Origin of the sequence: Segetibacter aerophilus (assembly GCF_007991655.1) — a bacterium.
Taxonomy (GTDB): Bacteria; Bacteroidota; Bacteroidia; order Chitinophagales; family Chitinophagaceae; genus Segetibacter; species Segetibacter aerophilus.
In genome coordinates this window covers 229,426-247,186 of sequence record NZ_BJYT01000001.1, presented here as the reverse complement: position 1 = coordinate 247,186, position 17,761 = coordinate 229,426, and the positions used below count along the sequence as shown (strand labels likewise).

At 41.4% G+C, this 17,761-nt stretch carries 16 protein-coding genes; 9 read left to right on the top strand and 7 right to left on the bottom strand.

Translation table 11 applies throughout. From position 1 onward, the window contains the following. Window positions 1-102: 102 nt before the first annotated feature. The 5 genes from SAE01_RS01030 to SAE01_RS01010 all read left to right on the top strand — a co-directional run bounded on the left by SAE01_RS01030 (window position 103) and on the right by SAE01_RS01010 (window position 7,141). On the top strand, window positions 103-411 hold the full coding sequence (locus tag SAE01_RS01030) for a hypothetical protein (protein WP_147201671.1): 309 nt from the start codon (window positions 103-105) through the stop codon (window positions 409-411). A 385-nt stretch (window positions 412-796) separates the two neighbouring features. Beyond that, entirely contained in the window at window positions 797-3,151 is a 2,355-nt protein-coding gene (locus SAE01_RS01025; RefSeq protein WP_147201670.1) for a GMC family oxidoreductase N-terminal domain-containing protein, read from the top strand. Between the two features lie 18 nt (window positions 3,152-3,169). Then, entirely contained in the window at window positions 3,170-4,450 is a 1,281-nt protein-coding gene (locus tag SAE01_RS01020) for a hypothetical protein (RefSeq protein ID WP_147201669.1), read from the top strand. Window positions 4,451-4,730: 280 nt separating this feature from the next. Next, a complete protein-coding gene (locus SAE01_RS01015) occupies window positions 4,731-6,155 on the top strand; it encodes a Dyp-type peroxidase (RefSeq protein ID WP_147201668.1) in 1,425 nt (474 codons plus the stop codon). Continuing rightward, complete coding sequence (locus tag SAE01_RS01010; RefSeq protein WP_147201667.1) at window positions 6,146-7,141, top strand: catalase family protein; 996 nt, start codon at window positions 6,146-6,148, stop codon at window positions 7,139-7,141. Before SAE01_RS01015 ends, SAE01_RS01010 begins: the two co-directional genes overlap by 10 nt. A gap of 148 nt (window positions 7,142-7,289) precedes the next feature. On the opposite strand, the gene SAE01_RS01005 is transcribed toward SAE01_RS01010, so the two are convergent. The 4 genes from SAE01_RS01005 to SAE01_RS00990 form a co-directional block, all read right to left on the bottom strand. Beyond that, window positions 7,290-7,517, bottom strand: a complete 228-nt coding sequence (locus SAE01_RS01005; RefSeq protein WP_147201666.1) for a CDGSH iron-sulfur domain-containing protein — start codon at window positions 7,515-7,517, stop codon at window positions 7,290-7,292. A 383-nt stretch (window positions 7,518-7,900) separates the two neighbouring features. After that, window positions 7,901-8,230 carry a HesB/IscA family protein gene (locus tag SAE01_RS01000; protein ID WP_147201665.1) on the bottom strand — a complete coding sequence of 110 codons (330 nt, stop codon included), beginning with the start codon at window positions 8,228-8,230 and terminating at the stop codon, window positions 7,901-7,903. Window positions 8,231-8,359: 129 nt separating this feature from the next. Beyond that, entirely contained in the window at window positions 8,360-8,779 is a 420-nt protein-coding gene (gene iscU / locus SAE01_RS00995) for a Fe-S cluster assembly scaffold IscU (protein WP_147201664.1), read from the bottom strand. Between the two features lie 93 nt (window positions 8,780-8,872). Next, complete coding sequence (locus SAE01_RS00990) at window positions 8,873-10,090, bottom strand: IscS subfamily cysteine desulfurase (RefSeq protein WP_307725111.1); 1,218 nt, start codon at window positions 10,088-10,090, stop codon at window positions 8,873-8,875. A 134-nt stretch (window positions 10,091-10,224) separates the two neighbouring features. On the opposite strand from SAE01_RS00990, the gene mce reads away from it, so the two are divergent. The 3 genes from mce to SAE01_RS00975 all read left to right on the top strand — a co-directional run bounded on the left by mce (window position 10,225) and on the right by SAE01_RS00975 (window position 12,648). Continuing rightward, window positions 10,225-10,629, top strand: a complete 405-nt coding sequence (mce, locus tag SAE01_RS00985) for a methylmalonyl-CoA epimerase (RefSeq protein WP_147201663.1) — start codon at window positions 10,225-10,227, stop codon at window positions 10,627-10,629. A 249-nt stretch (window positions 10,630-10,878) separates the two neighbouring features. Continuing rightward, the gene (locus SAE01_RS00980; protein WP_147201662.1) at window positions 10,879-11,268 is read left to right on the top strand and encodes a hypothetical protein; all 390 of its coding nucleotides are present in this window, start codon (window positions 10,879-10,881) and stop codon (window positions 11,266-11,268) included. A 225-nt stretch (window positions 11,269-11,493) separates the two neighbouring features. Continuing rightward, a complete protein-coding gene (locus SAE01_RS00975) occupies window positions 11,494-12,648 on the top strand; it encodes a mannonate dehydratase (RefSeq protein ID WP_147201661.1) in 1,155 nt (384 codons plus the stop codon). 337 nt (window positions 12,649-12,985) lie between these two features. On the opposite strand, the gene SAE01_RS00970 is transcribed toward SAE01_RS00975, so the two are convergent. From SAE01_RS00970 to SAE01_RS00960, 3 genes are all read right to left on the bottom strand, one after another. Then, window positions 12,986-14,077 (bottom strand): spore photoproduct lyase family protein, encoded by a 1,092-nt coding sequence (locus SAE01_RS00970; protein WP_147201660.1) that lies wholly within the window; start codon window positions 14,075-14,077, stop codon window positions 12,986-12,988. A gap of 140 nt (window positions 14,078-14,217) precedes the next feature. Further along, the gene (locus tag SAE01_RS00965; protein ID WP_147201659.1) at window positions 14,218-15,213 is read right to left on the bottom strand and encodes a DUF4249 domain-containing protein; all 996 of its coding nucleotides are present in this window, start codon (window positions 15,211-15,213) and stop codon (window positions 14,218-14,220) included. Window positions 15,214-15,215: 2 nt separating this feature from the next. Then, a complete protein-coding gene (locus SAE01_RS00960; protein WP_170234047.1) occupies window positions 15,216-17,513 on the bottom strand; it encodes a TonB-dependent receptor plug domain-containing protein in 2,298 nt (765 codons plus the stop codon). Window positions 17,514-17,517: 4 nt separating this feature from the next. Between SAE01_RS00960 and SAE01_RS24345 the strand changes: the two genes are divergently transcribed. Continuing rightward, the gene (locus SAE01_RS24345) at window positions 17,518-17,727 is read left to right on the top strand and encodes a hypothetical protein (RefSeq protein WP_170234046.1); all 210 of its coding nucleotides are present in this window, start codon (window positions 17,518-17,520) and stop codon (window positions 17,725-17,727) included. Window positions 17,728-17,761 lie beyond the last annotated feature (34 nt).

Sequence of the window (17,761 nt, the reverse complement as noted above, 5' to 3'; positions counted from 1 at the left end):
TCAAACGAAAATATTATTGAAATTTAAGTTGGCTTAGTTGTTGAAGCAATCGAAATGGAATTGGAAAACAAAATTTTTTTAATCAACCACAAAAAAATTATTATGAAAAAGATTTCAAAAGGTTTGATGCTAAAGCCATTTCTTTCCTTGCTAATGATTGCCTTCTTTCAAACTATTCTTTGGGCGCAAGATGGCAGTTCAGCTTCGGGTTCAAGCACTACTACAAAGTCAGTCTCAGTTACTTCTGAGTCGAGTGATTGGTATGCTTCACCATGGGTTTGGGTGGTTGGAGCGGCCGTCTTTATTTTACTGCTGGTTGCATTACTACGTGGTCGTGGCGATAGTGCAACCACTGCAAGTCGTACGGACAGAGTTACTGTTACGAAGACAACTTCAGACGATGTAGTTTAAAAAACCTTTTAGCCTTATTTCAATATTTTATAAAAATTAACCGGGCCATACTTAAGTATGGCTTTTTTTATTTTGCTACTTTTTTGTTTTTGCAGTCAAGCTCCTCAATGAAATATCTCCTTTGAAAATTATGAATAACGAATTTGTTTTTCTATACTTGTAGGTGACCTTATTTATATAACTGCTATTCTCAATGCCAAAACTAATGAAGCCACTACCGTCTTTCCGGATTACCACACCCACTTCTTTAATCTCTTTACCAGTCCGCTCCTTCTCCCTCGGATATCCCTAGTCTTTGTATCAAGCTTTTTAATTAAGACAAATAAGAAGCAATAAATATTTCTCTACTTTATTATTTTCCTGAAAATCCTCAATAAAACATTTTATGAATTTCAAACGATTGTCTTCACCAATAGGAGATATTAAAAACCATTATGATGTAGTTGTAATTGGCTCAGGATACGGTGCAAGCATTGCTGCTTCTCGTCTTTCGAGAGGAGGTAAAAAAGTTTGCCTGCTTGAAAGAGGAAAAGAATTTTTACCGGGGGAATATCCAAGAACAAATGTGCAGGCACTAAAAGAAATGCAGTTTAGTACCAAGGGGAAACACATTGGTTCTAAAACGGGCTTATATGATTTCCATATGAACGATGATATAAGTGTATTCAAGGGTTGTGGCTTAGGCGGAACATCTCTGGTGAATGCAAATGTTTCACTCGTTCCCGAGAAAAGAGTACTGGAACATGCAGAGTGGCCCACTGCTATAAGACAAGACCCAGATTCTTATTGGAGAAATATTGCGAGGGCAAAGCATATGTTGCAGCCAAACCCCTATCCGGAAGGTCAAAACGGTTGGCCAAAATTACCCAAAGCTGAGGCAATGAAAAAGTCAGCAGCAGGCATGGGACAAACAGCAAAGTATCTTGATATCAATGTAACTTTTAAAGATGGTAAAAATAATGCGGGACAGGACCAGTATGAGTGTAAGCTATGTGGCGATTGCATGACCGGTTGCAATTACGGGGCGAAGAATACTACACTAATGAACTACCTGCCTGATGCAAAGAACCATGGAGCGGAAATATTTACTGAGGTGTCGGTCAAGTATATATCAAGAGGAGCAAATGGTAAATGGAGTGTTCATTATAAAATACAAACAGCCAACAGCGAGATATTCGGTGCTCCCGAACTTTTTGTTACTGCCGATATTGTTGTCATCGGGGCAGGTTCTTTGGGTAGCACAGAAATCTTACTCCGATCTAAAGAAAGAGGCTTAACAACCTCTAATAAAGTCGGAGAACGATTCACGGGGAACGGCGATGTTCTCGGGTTTGGATACAACTGCGACGAGCGAGTAAATACCGTTGGCTTTGGCCCTCATGCTCCGGGAAGTCTTGATCCTGTTGGCCCATGCATTACTTCGGTAATTGACCTACGCGAACAACCTGTACTCGAAGCAGGAATTGTTATAGAAGACGGCAACGTGCCGGGTGCAGTAGCTCCGGCAATCACACCATCCATGTTAGCAATATCAAAGCTTTTTGGCAAAGAACACGCCGACGGTATTGTTGATTTTGCAAAGAAAAAGGCCCGCGAATTAGATAGTATGGTAAGAGGACCTCATCACGGAGCGGTAGAACATACACAAGCTTTCCTCGTAATGGCACATGATGATGGAAATGGAAAAATGAGTCTTGAAGACGATCATTTAAAGATTACCTGGAAGGGCGTTGGCAAACAACCCATTTTTACAGATGTAGATAAAAAATTGCGCGAAGCAACAGAAGCAATAGGTGGTGAATACGTGGTGAACCCAACATGGACAAAGTTGTTGAATTACGACCTGATGACGGTCCATCCTCTCGGTGGATGTGTAATGGGTGATGATGCAGAGAAAGGAGTTGTCAATCATAAAGGAGAAGTTTTTTCTTCAAATACAGGCACTGAGGTTCACAAGGGACTGTACATTTCAGATGGCGCTATTATACCATTGCCGTTGGGAGTAAATCCTTTAATAACAATCTCTGCCCTGGCGGAAAGAAGTTGTGAATTAATGGCTGCCGATTATGGTTTTACCATAGACTACAGTTACAAAGACGTTGTTTTACCAAACAATGAACGTAAACCGGGTATCCAGTTTACAGAAACAATGAAAGGTTACTTCTCGACTAACGAGACAGCAAGTTTCGACATCGGAGAAAAGCTGGGTAAGGAAAGCGGATCTGCATTTGAATTCACGCTCACTGTAACCTCGAATGACGTGGAAACAATGCTGAAAGACAAAAATCATAAGGCACAGCTTGAAGGTGTTGTGAAGGCTCCGGCACTGTCATCCAAACCGCTCACGATTAGTGATGGCGTTTTCAATTTATTTGTAGATGAGGTAGCGGACGTACCAACTAAACTAATGAAGTATAGCATGTTGATGCATTCAGAAGAATGTAAAAACTATTATTTCTACGGTTACAAAGTAGTACGGGACGATAAAGGTTTTGACATGTGGAAAGACACCTGCACTCTTTTTATAACAGTACATGACGGTAACGATGAAACATCACCTGTTTTAGGCAAAGGTATCCTGGTTATTGAAACAGCAGACTTTGCAAAACAGATGACTACTATGAAGGTGTTACATGCAAAATCTAAAATCGAAGAGGTTAAAATAATGGCCCAGTTTGGAAAGTACTTTTCGGGCTCTCTTTTCGATATCTACGTAAAATCAAAACTACCCTCCTTCTAAATCATTTCTAAAACAAATATGACCAAGCACGGCGCGTTATCTGTTCTTGCCCACATAAAACCCGGTATGAAGCAGGATGCGATTGCTCTTTGTGAGCAAATCGTAGCCGAGGACGTTGAGACAAATTCAATTATACCATTCAAAAAAATTACAAGCATTCATTTTGCCCGTTTTGTGGTATTTAATGAGAGCACGGACGCTCTTGGAAACAACGTTGCGCCTTACCTCATTTTTACAACGAACTACGACCAGCCTTACAAAAATCATTTGGAAGAACTAGTAACCGTTGCAGGTGATGGCCTATGGAAAATGTTTTCCTTCTGCGAAGACTTTCCTGAAAACATTGCTTATAACAGGGAAGCTCTGCGTCGATACCTGGAACTAAAAACGGTGGAAAATGCAGTTTTTTATGTGGGTATTGGCCACCGAACTGTTTTGCAGGTGAGACAGGAAAATGAGTTGCGAGACCAGATTGAAAGCTTTATTGACTCTCAACAATCTGCTCTTAGAGACAAAGGACCGGTCTACATCAGGAAGAAGGTGATTGAGTTCGTACACAATAATCCCACTCTAAGCTGGGCAAAAAAACGAGCTCCAAAACCATTTATTCTATCCGAACTAGGCTTCTACATTAAGCTCGCTTTCGTTTGCATCGCTCTGGTTGTGCTGCTACCCCTTATCATTCCATTTGTGATTGCCTGGTTGTTTCTTATACTATTAACAGAAATCACAGAAAAAAATGTTTCTTACGAATTAGACAAGAACCATATCCGGGAATTAGTTGAACGGGAGACAAGCCCTGTGCAAGCTCAATTCTCAGCAATGGGTAACATTAAGCCTGGAGTTATCCGTCTAAAAACAATGATGTTCTTATTGAACATGACTAACTTTTTAGCTCCTTATATATACAGCAAGGGAAAACTGTCAGGTATTCCTACAGTTCATTTCGCCCGATGGGTTATTGTTAATGACGGTAAGCAAATGATCTTTCTGAGCAATTTTGATGGAAACTCGGAAAGCTACCTGCGAGATTTTATAAACATTGCCGGCAAACAACTCTCTTTAATGTTTTGTCATACGGTCGGCTACCCCAAAACCCGGTTGATGATTTATGGCGGGGCGGACGATGCGAACGGCTTTATGAATTGGGCGAGAAAGTTTCAGACTATTACCAATGTTTGGTACACTGCCAATAAAGAGGTTTCAGTAAAAAACATCTTTAATAATTCGAAAATAAGAGATGGTTTATATGGAAGTATGAACGAAAAAGAAGCAGCACACTGGTTGAGTTTGTTGTAGCCCGCGGGCAGGTTCAATCTGCGCAAGGCAAGTTTAAAAACATCAACAGTAGGCAGACGCGGAATAAAGAGGCGGGAGCACAAGTGAGTGACACAACAATGCCTAAAAGAACGTTTGAAGCTGGCCAAACATAATAAAAAACAATAATTTTTGAGCCATACCTGCCGTGCTACTTACAACATTGTTGCGTCGCACTCGTGAACAGATTTTTCGTTATTCAGCAAATCATGCAAAAATCGTTGAAAGTAAATCCAACCTAAAAACTTTAAGATAAAACAGTATGGAAATCTTGGAACTTAAAGATATTCAGGGCATCATTATACGAGGTTATTCAAACCTTCCCGCGGCTGCGTTCCTGTTGCTTCGAATAAGCGATCCTACTTTGGCTAAGAAATGGCTCCATGTTGTATCTCCTGAAATCACCTCCGGTGAAGAAAGAAAACCGGAGCTTGCATTAAATATTGCTTTGACCTTTAATGCAATGGCAGCGCTCGGTTTAAATAAGCAAGTTCTTGACACGTTCCCTCTTGAATTTGAAGATGGAATGATAACCAAACACAAACAGCTTTTTTTAGGCGATTTTGGAGAAAGTGCACCAGACAATTGGGAATGGGGCGGCAAGAATACTGATGAGGTGCACATTTTATTAATGCTTTATGCGACTGATGCGGGAGCATTACAAAATCTGCAGGATAAACACATTGCACAGTTGGGACGATATGGATTATCTGAAGTAACAAAATTAGACACTAGCGTTCTTTACGAACGAAAAGAGCACTTCGGTTTCCAAGACGGAATATCACAGCCGACTATTAAAGGTCTGAGCAGGCAAGACGAACCTGAAAACATGGTTTCAACGGGAGAATTTATTTTAGGTTATAAGAATGAATACAACCAATACACGCCTACCCCAACTGCCGGCGACAAAGACGCTGCAGAATGCCTGCCTCCATCAAAGGCAAAGCTGGGAAAATATGACTTGGGCAAGAATGGAAGTTATATGGTATTCAGGCAACTGAAGCAGGACGTGGAACTGTTTTGGAACTACATGCAAAAAAGCACGCAAAAAGAAAATGGCGAAAGTGATGCTAAAGAGATGGTAAAACTGGCTGCGAAAATGGTTGGCCGTTGGCCAGGGGGAGCACCAGTAATTGTATGTCCTGACGAGGAGATTAAAGACCACAACAACGACAATAAGTTTGACTATCGTTCAGTAGATGAGCTAGGCCTCCGTTGCCCTTTTGCATCACATATAAGAAGATCACACCCACGTGACGCTTTGGATATGGATCGCCTGGCTTCCATGAAAGTAGCGAACAAACATCGCATTCTACGGCGAGGTCGGTCGTACGGGCAACCAGTAACGGAAGAAATGAAACCACAGGATATCCTACAGGTAAAAGATATCCAGGGAGAGCGGGGACTGCATTTCATCTGTTTTAATGCTGATCTCGGGCGGCAATTTGAATTTATTCAAAATGCCTGGGTTAATAATCCAAAGTTCAATGGCCTTCACGATGAGCGCGATCCTATAATTGGAAATCACCATTACCCTTCTGACCACAAAACAACGGGCACTTTTACCATTCCCGACAAAACCCTTCGAAAAAGGTTCACCGACGTTCCTGAATTTGTAACAGTAAAAGGTGGAGCTTATTTTTTCATGCCCGGCATCAGAGCACTTAAATACTTATCATGTCTGTAAAATCACAAATGCTTGAAATTGGAAAAGAGTATTTCGAACCGAATGAAGAACAAGACACACAAAAGATAATTGATATCGTAATTAAAAGGCTCAACCGCGACTTCCCTCCGGGAAAAACCTTGAGACAGTTTCACGCAAAAATGCATGGCTGCGTCAAAGCAACTTTTACTGTTCTGCCAGATCTTCCGAAAAATTATCAATATGGCTTTCTCGTTCCTGGCAAAAGTTACGACGCATGGATACGTATTTCTAATGGTAGTGTTACAGTGGTTGACGACAAGAAGCCAGATTTGCGGGGGATGGCAATTAAACTTTTAGATGTTCCAGGCGAGATGCTTGTTCAAGATCACTGGTTTCCTCAATCGCAGGACTTCCTAATGGTAAGTTATCCTATTCTCATGTCTCCTAACGTAAAGGATGTAGTGAGAAATGTGCGGGCCGTATGTAATGGAACGATGGGACTCGTTTTGTTTGCCCTCAATCCTATAAACTGGATGACCCTTTATCGTACACTACAAAGTCAGAAAAAAACCCGTAACATGTTTTCGTTGAAATATTACAGCGTAAGCCCGTTTAGATTAGGGAAACCTGACCAAGCAGTTAAGTATGGGGCGTTCCCTGCTACAGAAAACCTTGAGCCTGCAACTGATCTGAAGGACAAGAATTTTCTGCGCAACCGAATGAAGCAGGACCTGTCTGCCGGCTCTGTTTATTATGACTTTAAAATTCAGCTTCAGGAAGATCCTGTAAAGATGCCAATGGAAGATGTCTGTGTAGAATGGAAATCGCCCTGGCACAAAGTGGCCACGATCGAAATACTAAAACAGGAATTTGATACACCTGAAGTAAACACTCTTGGCGAAAATCTTACTTATTCGCCGTGGCACTGCCACAAAGAAAATCAACCTTTAGGGGGGATTAACCGCGCCCGTAAAGCAGCTTATGAAGCCATTGGTAAGTTTAGAGTAGAAAGAAATACAAAATAAATGAAGTTTATCGATTACTGCCAACCTCGCTTCTCCTCTTCCTCCTTAAAAGCTTTATATATAATAAAAATACCAGCTTTAAGAGCTGGCATTTTTACGAACAGAAGTGGTTTAACGATTAGTTATGGCAGTTACATTGCCGTAAATCCTACAATGTTTTCTTTGGAGGAAGTGCAAAAGCAACTGCATCATGTTCGAAATGTCCCTTATGAGAACCATCGCAAAATGGTTTATTCATGGAAAGGCCGCACCGGCAGATTGATACAAGTTCACGTCCATTAAGATCGTATACATTCCCGTTTTTATCAACAATCTCAAAATCACCTTCTACTCTTAGAGATCCGTTGTTATTAACTGTAATTTTAGTAGTTGCCATTTTTATCTTATTATTTGCCGGCAAATTAAAGAAAATAAAACACGCACTAGCGAGACGTATTTAGAATTTCCGTTTTGACTAAATTTTGTCGCTTTTATTAAAAATCCATTAAATGCCTAGAATCTTTCAAACCTTGTGCAGCAGTATATAAAATGCCCATGTCTCAAGTAGTTGTATTAGGTTTAGTTTTTACGGTTTTTTTATTGTTTTGCAACCAAAACTATCTGCTTACTTAGGAGCGCTTAGCTGGCACTCAAAACCAAACTGCTATAACCCTGCTCTTTGCAGGGTTTATTTTTTTGGTTAAATCAGCACGCGTGCTGGCAAAAAACAAAAAGCCGACATTTAAGTGCCGGCTCTTTTTACAATAATATTATTTGCATTTATACCGCGAAACTTTCTCCGCATCCACAACTTCGACTTGCATTAGGATTGCTGAAATAAAATCCTTTCCCGTTCAATCCATCAGAAAAATCAAGCGTCGTATTTACCAGGTACAAAAAACTTTTTAAATCAGTAACCACCTTCACTCCATTATCTTCAAACTCCTGGTCCATTGGCTTCTTTTCGTTGTCAAAATCAAGTTTATAACTTAATCCCGAACAGCCTCCACCAACCACTGAAACTCTGAGAAAATAATCATCTCCTTTTATTTCGGCATCTCTCATCAGGTTGTCAACCTTAACTTTTGCCTTATCACTTACGTAAATCATACACCAGCTTTTTTAAGAGCTGCTTGCTTGAAGCTCCAAGCCGCAAGCTTTCAGCTCTAACTATATTATTCATGCATCTTCCCAATTGCTCAACAGGTCCTAGCCGCAACCTAATCACTTTTTCGTCTCTTAGTGAACAATGCTTTCTTCGAACTTAATTTGCTCCATGCCATTTTTCACTCGATAATCATTGATAGCTGCTTTGATAGCATCTTCAGCCAACACTGAACAGTGAATCTTAACAGGAGGAAGATTTAATTCTTCAACAATTGCCATGTTATCGATAGCCAAAGCCTGGTCAACTGTTTTACCCTTTAACCATTCTGTAGCCAAAGAGGATGATGCGATCGCAGAACCACAACCGAAAGTTTTAAACTTTGCGTCCCTGATTACACCTGTCTCGTCATCAACTTCTATTTGTAGACGCATAACGTCTCCGCACTCGGGTGCACCAACGAGACCAGTACCGACGCTCTTACTTGCTTTATCCAAAGTACCAACGTTCTTAGGATTTTGATAGTGATCTATTACTTTATCTGAATATGCCATATCTTTTTATTTTGCCCCAACTAGTTTAAGTTGAGAATTTATATTGTTTTTATTAATTACGCTTTCAACAAATTCACCAGTCACAAAGTTCACTTAATGTGCCGCCCACTCAATTGAATTAAGGTCAATACCCTCTTTGTACATCTCCCACAAAGGGCTCATCTCGCGAAGCTTCAATACCGTTTTACTTACTTGTTCAATCGTATAGTCTATCTGTTCTTCTGTTGTAAATCTGCCTAATCCAAATCGCAGCGAACTATGTGCCAGATCGTCTCCCAAACCCAACGCTTTTAAAACGTAACTTGGTTCAAGAGAGGCGGAAGTACAAGCCGAACCTGAGCTTAAAGCAATGTTTTTATTGAAGCCCATTAGTAACCCTTCACCTTCTACATGCTTAAAGGAAATATTGGTAACATGAGGAAGACGATGCTCACGATTACCGTTCACATAGGCCTCTTCCAGTTTTAATAATTCGCTTTCAAGTTTGTCTCTCAGACCACTCAATCTTTTTGCATCCTGGTCCATTTCAAGACGAGCCAGTTCGGCTGCTTTACCAAAACCAACAATACCTGGAACATTTAAAGTACCGCTTCGCATTCCCCTTTCATGTCCGCCGCCATCCATCTGCGCAGTAACTTTTACACGAGGGTTTTTACGTCGAACATATAAAGCACCGATACCTTTAGGGCCATACATCTTGTGTGCTGTAAAAGCCATTAAGTCTATACCGTCTTTTATCACATCTACAGGAATTTTACCTACAGCCTGTACACCATCAGTAAAAAATAACACCCCATGTCTTTTAGCAATGGCACTTATTTCACGAACAGGCTGAACAACACCTATTTCGTTGTTACCATACATAATTGAAATTAAGATGGTGGTTGGTTTGATGGCAGCTTCAAGCTCAGCAAGATCAATTAAACCATCACGCTTCACCTGGAGATACGTCACCTCACCGCCTAGTTTTTCTATATGCTTGCAAGTATCCAGTACAGCCTTATGTTCTGTAGTTGCTGTAATAATGTGATTACCCTTGCTAGCATACATTTCATAAACACCTTTAATAGCGAGATTGTCCCCTTCAGTTGCACCACTTGTAAAAATGATCTCTTTTGGGTCCGCTCCTATTAATTTAGCCACTTGTTCGCGCGCATAGTCAACAGCTTCTTCTGCAGCCCAACCAAAGGGATGGTTACGGCTTGCAGCGTTTCCGAAGTTCTCGGTAAAATATGGGATCATCGCCTCGACTACTCTGGGATCGCATGGCGTCGTAGCATTGTTATCTAAATAAACCGGTAATTTCAACATAGTACTCTATTTTCTTCTAATCTTATTAATGCAAAAGTAACACTATTTGAACTATAAATTTGTGAAGCCAAACTGGCTATAGGGCGTTTTTCCTCAAATCGAAAGACATTATCAATTTTTTATAATTAGCGTATATGATGAAAGTAGAACATATCGGAATTGCTGTTAAAGACTTTAATAATTCCATTCCTCTTTTTACCAGGATGCTAAATTCTAACTGCTATAAAATTGAGGTTGTCGAAAGTGAGAAGGTAAAAACGGCATTTTTCCAAAAAGGGGAAACGAAAGTAGAATTATTGGAAAGTTTTGACGAAAACGGAGTAATTGCTAAGTTCATCGAAAAAAAAGGTGAAGGGATTCATCACATAGCTTTCGCTGTTGAAAATATTTTTGAAGAAATGGCAAGGTTAGAAAAAGAAGGATTTATAATACTCAACGAAACGCCTAAAAAAGGAGCAGATAACAAACTGATCTGCTTCCTGCACCCGAAAGAAACAAATGGCGTATTAATAGAACTTTGCCAGGAAATAGCTGATTAATAGCACGTTGCAAATACCTTTTCATCTCCATGTGTTAAGCTTGAGGTAGTCTTTAATCATTGTGTTGCCGCCATGCAGCAGTACGTGTTATTCTGTTGCCTTAACCTCTTCAGGTAATTCACTAGCCAAAAAGGACATCATTTTTAAGAAAAAAAATTCAATTCCGATCCTCTAGATTGAAAGAAAAGTGAAAGAAAAAAATTCTGTTGGCATGCCGGTTGCCATACAGGTTCCTGAAAAATAAAAATTATGACTTCATTATATGCATATTTCCGGAACAGTTTTTTACTAGTTGCTTTCTTTCTTTTAACTAGCCTTTGCCTTACTGCTTCGGCTCAGAACACAACTCCACAAAGCCGCATTGCGGTAGTAGCAAACGAAACTAAGACTAACATCTGGATAAGTGACTTTCCTAAAAAAACAAGTATCGTAATTTTTGATAATGATGACAACTTGTTATCAATTGTTTCTACCAATGATTTTGGTGCAGCCTATGTAAGCCTTCCAACAAGTATAAAAACAACAGTTATAGTAAAGACATTAGACGGAGAAGTGAAAGCTTCAAACCAGCCAGTAATCAAAAAACAGGAAGAACAAACTGCTGTTTCAGCTACCAACAAAGACGCAAGCAAAGCTTAATCTACAAATAATCACAGCATTTATTTAAAGCCTTCTTCGGAAGGCTTTTTTAGTTCATAGATCCCCTCTTGTTCTATTCTCTCCTCTGAAAGAAATAGGTGGGGACTACATGCACAAACGAAGTCAAGATATCTTTCAAAAATTTGTCTAATTTCCATTGCCATTTCTGAACCTCTAACTCATATTCCTCTAAACAAGAATCCCTTCCCATTAATCCTAAGTAGCATGAAAGATAATCGCAGAGACTTCCTTAAAAAAGGCGCTTCCCTTGCCGCGGCCGCATCTATTGGTGGACTTACCACATCTATCGCTAATCCTATTTCGGTGAATAAAGAAGAAAGAGTTGGACCTGGGGTATCAAACCTCGCTAAAGACGCAGGCATGCAGGCAAGCGAAGCGTACTTCAGCGGTATGAATGAAAGAAAGATTGCTTTACTAAAACAAATGAATGTATTTGGCGCGGTGGGAGGTATTAATACTAAGATGGTTGGATTGGACACGGCAAAGCCCTTTGAAGAAAAATCGGTGATCGCTGTAAAAGAGGCGTGGAGTAAAGTGGGATTGAACTTTAACGTGGTAGAAGGTCCTCCGTCTTTGGGCGAGAAAACAAAACTAGGTCTTGAAGGGCGGGATGAAGAAATTGCCAACTTCATCACTTTCATGCAGAGTATGTCGAAGGCCGGTATCGATACGATCTGCTACAATTGGATGCCGGCAATTGGGTGGTATAGAACTGACAACGCCAGGCCGGGACGTGGTGGTGCGTTGATGACCGCTTTTGATTACGAAGCTATCAAGAATGCGCCACTCACCCAGTATGGCGAGGTATCAAAGGAAACCCTTTGGAAGAACCTCGAGTATTTTTTGAAAGCGGTTGTTCCCGAGGCGGAGAAGGTGGGAATGAAGTTGGCGATGCACCCTGACGATCCGCAGGTTGATAGCATCAGGGGCATTTCGCGTATCATGACTTCTGTTGACAACTTTAAACGTTTAGTGAGCCTTTATCCCAGTCCTAGTAATGGCATCACGATGTGCCAGGGAAACTTCTCTTTAATGGGAGCAAATATTCCTGAGACTGTGAAATACTTCGGTAAGAAAAAGCTCATTCATTTTGTTCACTTCAGAAATGTGCAGGATCTAAGTGGCAAAGTACCCAGCCAGAAGTTTACCGAGACTTTCCATGATGAAGGGCAAATCGATATGTACAAAGCGATGCAGGCTTACTACGACGTTGGGTTCCGAGGACCAATAAGACCAGACCATGTGCCCACGATGGCAGGAGACAGCAACGAGTTTCCCGGTTATAGCACCATAGGATCGTTGTTTGCGTGGGGCTATATAAAAGGTTTGATGGAGGCCGTGAGTAAGAATAAAGCTTAACGTTTGTTTGAACCTTTTTCAGGCAAAAAAAATAATAACGGAATATAGGCTCTGCTGAGTAATGAGAAAATGTAAACGGGTGCGACGCAAGAAAAGCTGAAGACCTATACTTCTGCACGTCTCAAAAACTTATTCAATAGCACGAGTTAAATTTTTTTGGGCCGAGGGACAGGACTTCTATCAAGCTTTCGTTGCGTTGCACTCTTGTACTTCTTTCTCTTAATTCATCTGAAGCTCAAGATTAAAAGTTTTTTTTATTTTTAAAAATGGAATGAGGATTGAAGGATTTTTAGCCGCTTTTCTACTTTAAACAAATTGGTCTAAAGACGTCCAGTCTCTACGTCCAGTATAAAATCTCTGCTTCAGGAAATTTCTTGTTTATCTCACCGTAGAAAAACTGCTTCATTTCCTTCATAGTATCTTTTGTATACACATACTTGGTACCGCCAAACTTATTCCGCTTTTCAGCCCGCGTTGCTTCATCCATTTCAAGGCTTGTATTTGGGTACCATTCTGTAAGCACTTGCTTTGAACCCGGAGTAAAACGGTGGGTAATTAATTCAAAGGTTAGGTTTACTGGAAAATCGAGCTGATGCCTCAACTCATCGAGGAGCACACCATATTCTTCCTGCCAATTTTCGATGGGCATTATCGGAGCTAGCACAACACCAATAGGATAATTGCCTCCGCCCTCGTGCCTTGGAAGTGCAAGCTTTCTCAAAGCTTTTATTCTTGCAGAAATGGAAGCGGTTCCTCCTTCCAATCTTCTGCTCACAGAGGGTGCATTTAGGCTCGTTCTCCAACGACTATTACCATTGTGCTCCAGGTGGAGCAACGGGTCAACTGCGTCAAACTTCGTAACAAACCTTAAATGTTTTTCGGACTGTTTTCCAAAAAACTCAATAGTCTCTGCAAGACTGCCGGTAAGATGTTCAATACTTAGCGGATCGGTATAACAACTTGCTTCAAATGAGGTAATCTTATTGGGAAGTTTATAGTTCTGCGTGTTGTTTAAAATCAAAGGTAGATTGGCAAAAACCCGAATAGCAGGAGGGCCTTGTAAGCTTCCCGCAAGGTAACAATACTGGCAGTGCGCAGGGCAACCTTCGGCAAGGTGAAACTGATAATCAGCAGACGGCGGAATAGGGCGAAGCCTGAAAGCCGACGGCGAAGCATTCACAATAGCCAGGGTGCTTTTGGCGAGTTTGTAAGTTTCTCTTTCTGTCTCTCCACGCAAGCCTGTTACGCGGTTATTCTTGAGAATTTCAACTGGCAAGTTGTACTGATTAACCCGCTCCAGTATTTTCTGGCCGAAAGGTTCGTCTAATGCATCCGGAGTAAAAAGTACCCTTTTAGGCATCCAGAGCTTTGAAGGTTTTTCAGGGGAAATTGCTATATCTGTAGGAAGAAAAGTATCTGAAATTTGCATGCACTAACAACACAATTCATAATCCGATTGTTGCCGATTGCCATGCTGTCATATGTAAGAAAGCGTTAAAGTAGATAGGGAAATTTTAGGGGGTTGAAAGACTTAATGCTCTAAAGCCAAAACTAGTCTTTGAACAAAACTTACTTGATTATAACAGTCTTAGAAGTGAGACTTAGCCCCGTGAAACAGCCCGTGACATTGTCACCTTTTACGTTGCTCATCAAGGTAACAGGTGTTGAAAACGGACCGTTATTATTTCGGGCTTTGCTATACGAATCCCAAAAATTATAGACGTCCCTGGTCACGCTTGCCATATAATAGTTGACCGTGTCTCCCACCACAAATCCGCGCGGATGAGTCAAATGCAGTTGCTGCCCATTAGTTACATCATCTACTCCAAATGCCCGGCTTCTGGATATTCCGCCCCAACCAAAGTTGTTTCGGTTTTCGGAGAAGCGATAGTAATAAAACTGGGTGTTATTTAAGGTATCCGGGTCTTTATAATGGTTGGTGATTCGAGCCTTTAATTTGTTGTTATCATCGGTATCGCGATATGAAAAGCCGACCGTAAGACTATCGATAGGAAGCGGCGGCAGCAAAGTGGTAGTCGCTGTATACTGTTGTTGACCATCGCTGATTTCCAACAGGTAACTCTTGCCTGGTACCCCAATAAGAGCACCCTGCGAATTAGTAACCAAGCGCGGATCAAAATAAACTCCCTTTCTAAAATTTGCTGGTACAGCAGGTATGTTGGCTTCAAGTAATTGGACTTTGCTGGAGCGGTTCCAAACATATTGCTGGTTGATAATTTCACCTTCAGTTACGGTAACCGTGGCGTTAGAAACGGCCGCACCTTGAAAGTCTGTTGAAAAGTAATCAAGGCTGCGACTTAGTGCGACATAGTTGTAGTCGCGCATCTGGTTGTTGATATATGCTTCTACAACCAGCAAAGGCTCATTGTTATCTATCTTAATGTCGATGTTTTTTTCGCAGGCTGTAAGGCTAATACAACAGCCGACCGCTGCTATGAAAAGTTGCGTTAGAACGGAGCGTCGCAACAGAAGCTTCATAGTAATATTACTGCTTGTTAACCCAGCAATACTTTGAATGAATTGTATAACCAATTTGTTTTTCATGGTTAAAATTTAAAGTTCCATGTTACACTTGGTACGGTTGGAAAGAGATACACTTTTTTGCCCTGAACAATTTTTTTATCATCATCTACTTCGAGGTAGAGAAAGTAAGGATTAGCACGATTGTACAAATTGTAAATACTAAAATTCCAGCTACTTTTAAAGCGTTTTGTACTGTTGGGTTTAGGCGTATAAGTGAAAGCAATGTCCATTCTGTGATACGCTTCCATCCGGTAATCGTTCACCTTGCTGTACTGGTTGATGTTAGTAAAAATGGGCGTTCGATCACCAGGATTGTAGCCAAGATTATAAGTAAAGCGACCGGTAGGCATGGTAAGAGCGTTGCCGGTTCCATAGACAAAAACGGCAGAGGCTTCCCAACGCGCGTTGAGGGGATAATTAGCAACAATACTAAGATCATGTGTACGATCGTAGCGATAAGGAAAGGATTTGCCTTGGTTAAGTTGCGCAAATTTTCGCTCCGCACGACTAAGCGTATAGCCTACCCAGCCTGTCAGTTTACCTTGCTTTTTTTGAACGAACAATTCCACGCCATAAGCCTTGCCTGAACCAAAGATCATTTCTCCTTCAATGTTTTGATTTAGCAACAACTGGGCGCCGGGTCTAAATTCAATCTGGTTATTCATGACCTTGTAATGAGTCTCTATGCTTGCTTCGTAAGTATTGTCGCCAAAGTTTTTGAAATAACCCAGCGAAACCTGCTGTGCATTTGAGGGTTTAATAAGTTCGCTGCTTGGTACCCACAAATCGCTTGGAAAAGTGGCGCCACTTGTGGTAGCCAAATGAAGGTATTGTATCGTGCGAGTGTAGGATGCTTTGATACTGGCAGTGTTTGGAAGCTTATATAAAACACTCAACCTTGGTTCGGGGTAATGGTATTTCGCAATACTTTGTCCATTTGAAAACTGCTGGACTTCACCTGTCGGTATGCCATCGTTGTCGTACACCACTCTTCTTGTTGGCCCCACCTGGTTGCAGTAGCTGTATCTAAGGCCGGCAATAATATTCAGGTTGGGAGTTACATTGACATCGGAACTGATATAAGCTGCGGTTTCACGGGCATACTGATCGCTAACTTGCGATTTAAACTCCTGAATTCCGGAAGTAACGCCCCCCGCGCCAGGCTTAAACTGATGCCTAATGTATTGGCCACCTACTTTAAACGTGAGCCAGTCGCTCCGCTTATACACCCAATCAGTTTTCACTTGCTTGTCTTGTAAACCTGAGGTGAACAGGAACGTACTAGTGGGGGCACCAAAGCGACTATCAAGCGCGAAGTTGTTGAAGACAAGCGCTGTCTCATGACTTAACTTTTTGTTGAGCTGCTGCCTCCAAGAAAGTCCTGCTAAGGTGTTGCCCCAATATGTCTGAAATAAAGTACTTCGGCCGACTGGTTGAGTACGGCTGTTGTCAAAAGAAAACCGGTCGCGGCCGGTGTACAATGTAAAAACAAGCTGGTTGGTACTATTGATAAAATAATCGGCTTTTGCATTAATGTCGTAAAAGTAATAACCGTTTCCTCCGACCTTCTTGGCTGCAACTATCCGTGCAACCTGGTCTATATAGGTCCGCCGCGCGCTAACAATAAACGAGGACTTACCTTTTATCAACGGCCCTTCTAAAGCGATTCGGCTTGATATTAATCCTATTCCACCGCTTCCCTTTACTGAGTCTTTGTTGCCATCTCTTGTGTCGATAGCGATAACGCTGCTCAGTCTTCCACCGTATTCTGCCGGAATACCTCCTTTGATTACTTCAACACTTTTCACGGCTTCTCCATTAAAAATGCTAAAGAAGCCAAGTAAGTGGTTTGGGTTGTAAACAGGCACTCCGTCTAACAAAACAAGATTTTGATCAGGACCACCACCGCGAACATAAATGCCAGCACTAGCCTCACCGCCACTCTTAATTCCGGGTAGTAGCGTGATTGTTTTTAGGGGATCAACTTCGCCTAGTACCACCGGTATTTTTCTTAGCTGCGTTGCGCTGATAGTTTGTACGCCCATCTGGTTTCTCACCACGTTCCGGCTGGTTGTAACGGTTACATTTCCAAGAAGACTGGCGCGCAGTTGAAGGACGATCGTGATAGCAGTATCGACGTTTGTAAACAGGTTAAGCGAAAAAGGATAATGGTTAACCGAGGTAACGGTTAAACTATTGGTGCCCGGCACAATGAAATAAGTTCCCTTACCGGTCGAGTCTGTTTTAAATTTTTTCTGATTGATGCTTACAGTAGCATTCGCTACTTTATTGCTGGCGGCATCCGAAACGAGAACCGACAATTGTATGTTTTGGGCGGAAGCGGAAAGCGACAATACTACGCACAGTACAAGAGAAAATAACTTGAGCCGGGTTGCGTGCAGCAGCATAGGTTTAAATAAGTCTGCAAATTATCGGATCAGTCTCGCTTCAGTTGTTACAGATACGTTAACGGGAAAAAGGTTTTCTATCACCATCTGGCACTTTACCCCTCAAACCTCCCGTTTTATAACTTAAGTTGGCAGAAATGTGATTTCAATTGTATGGGGTA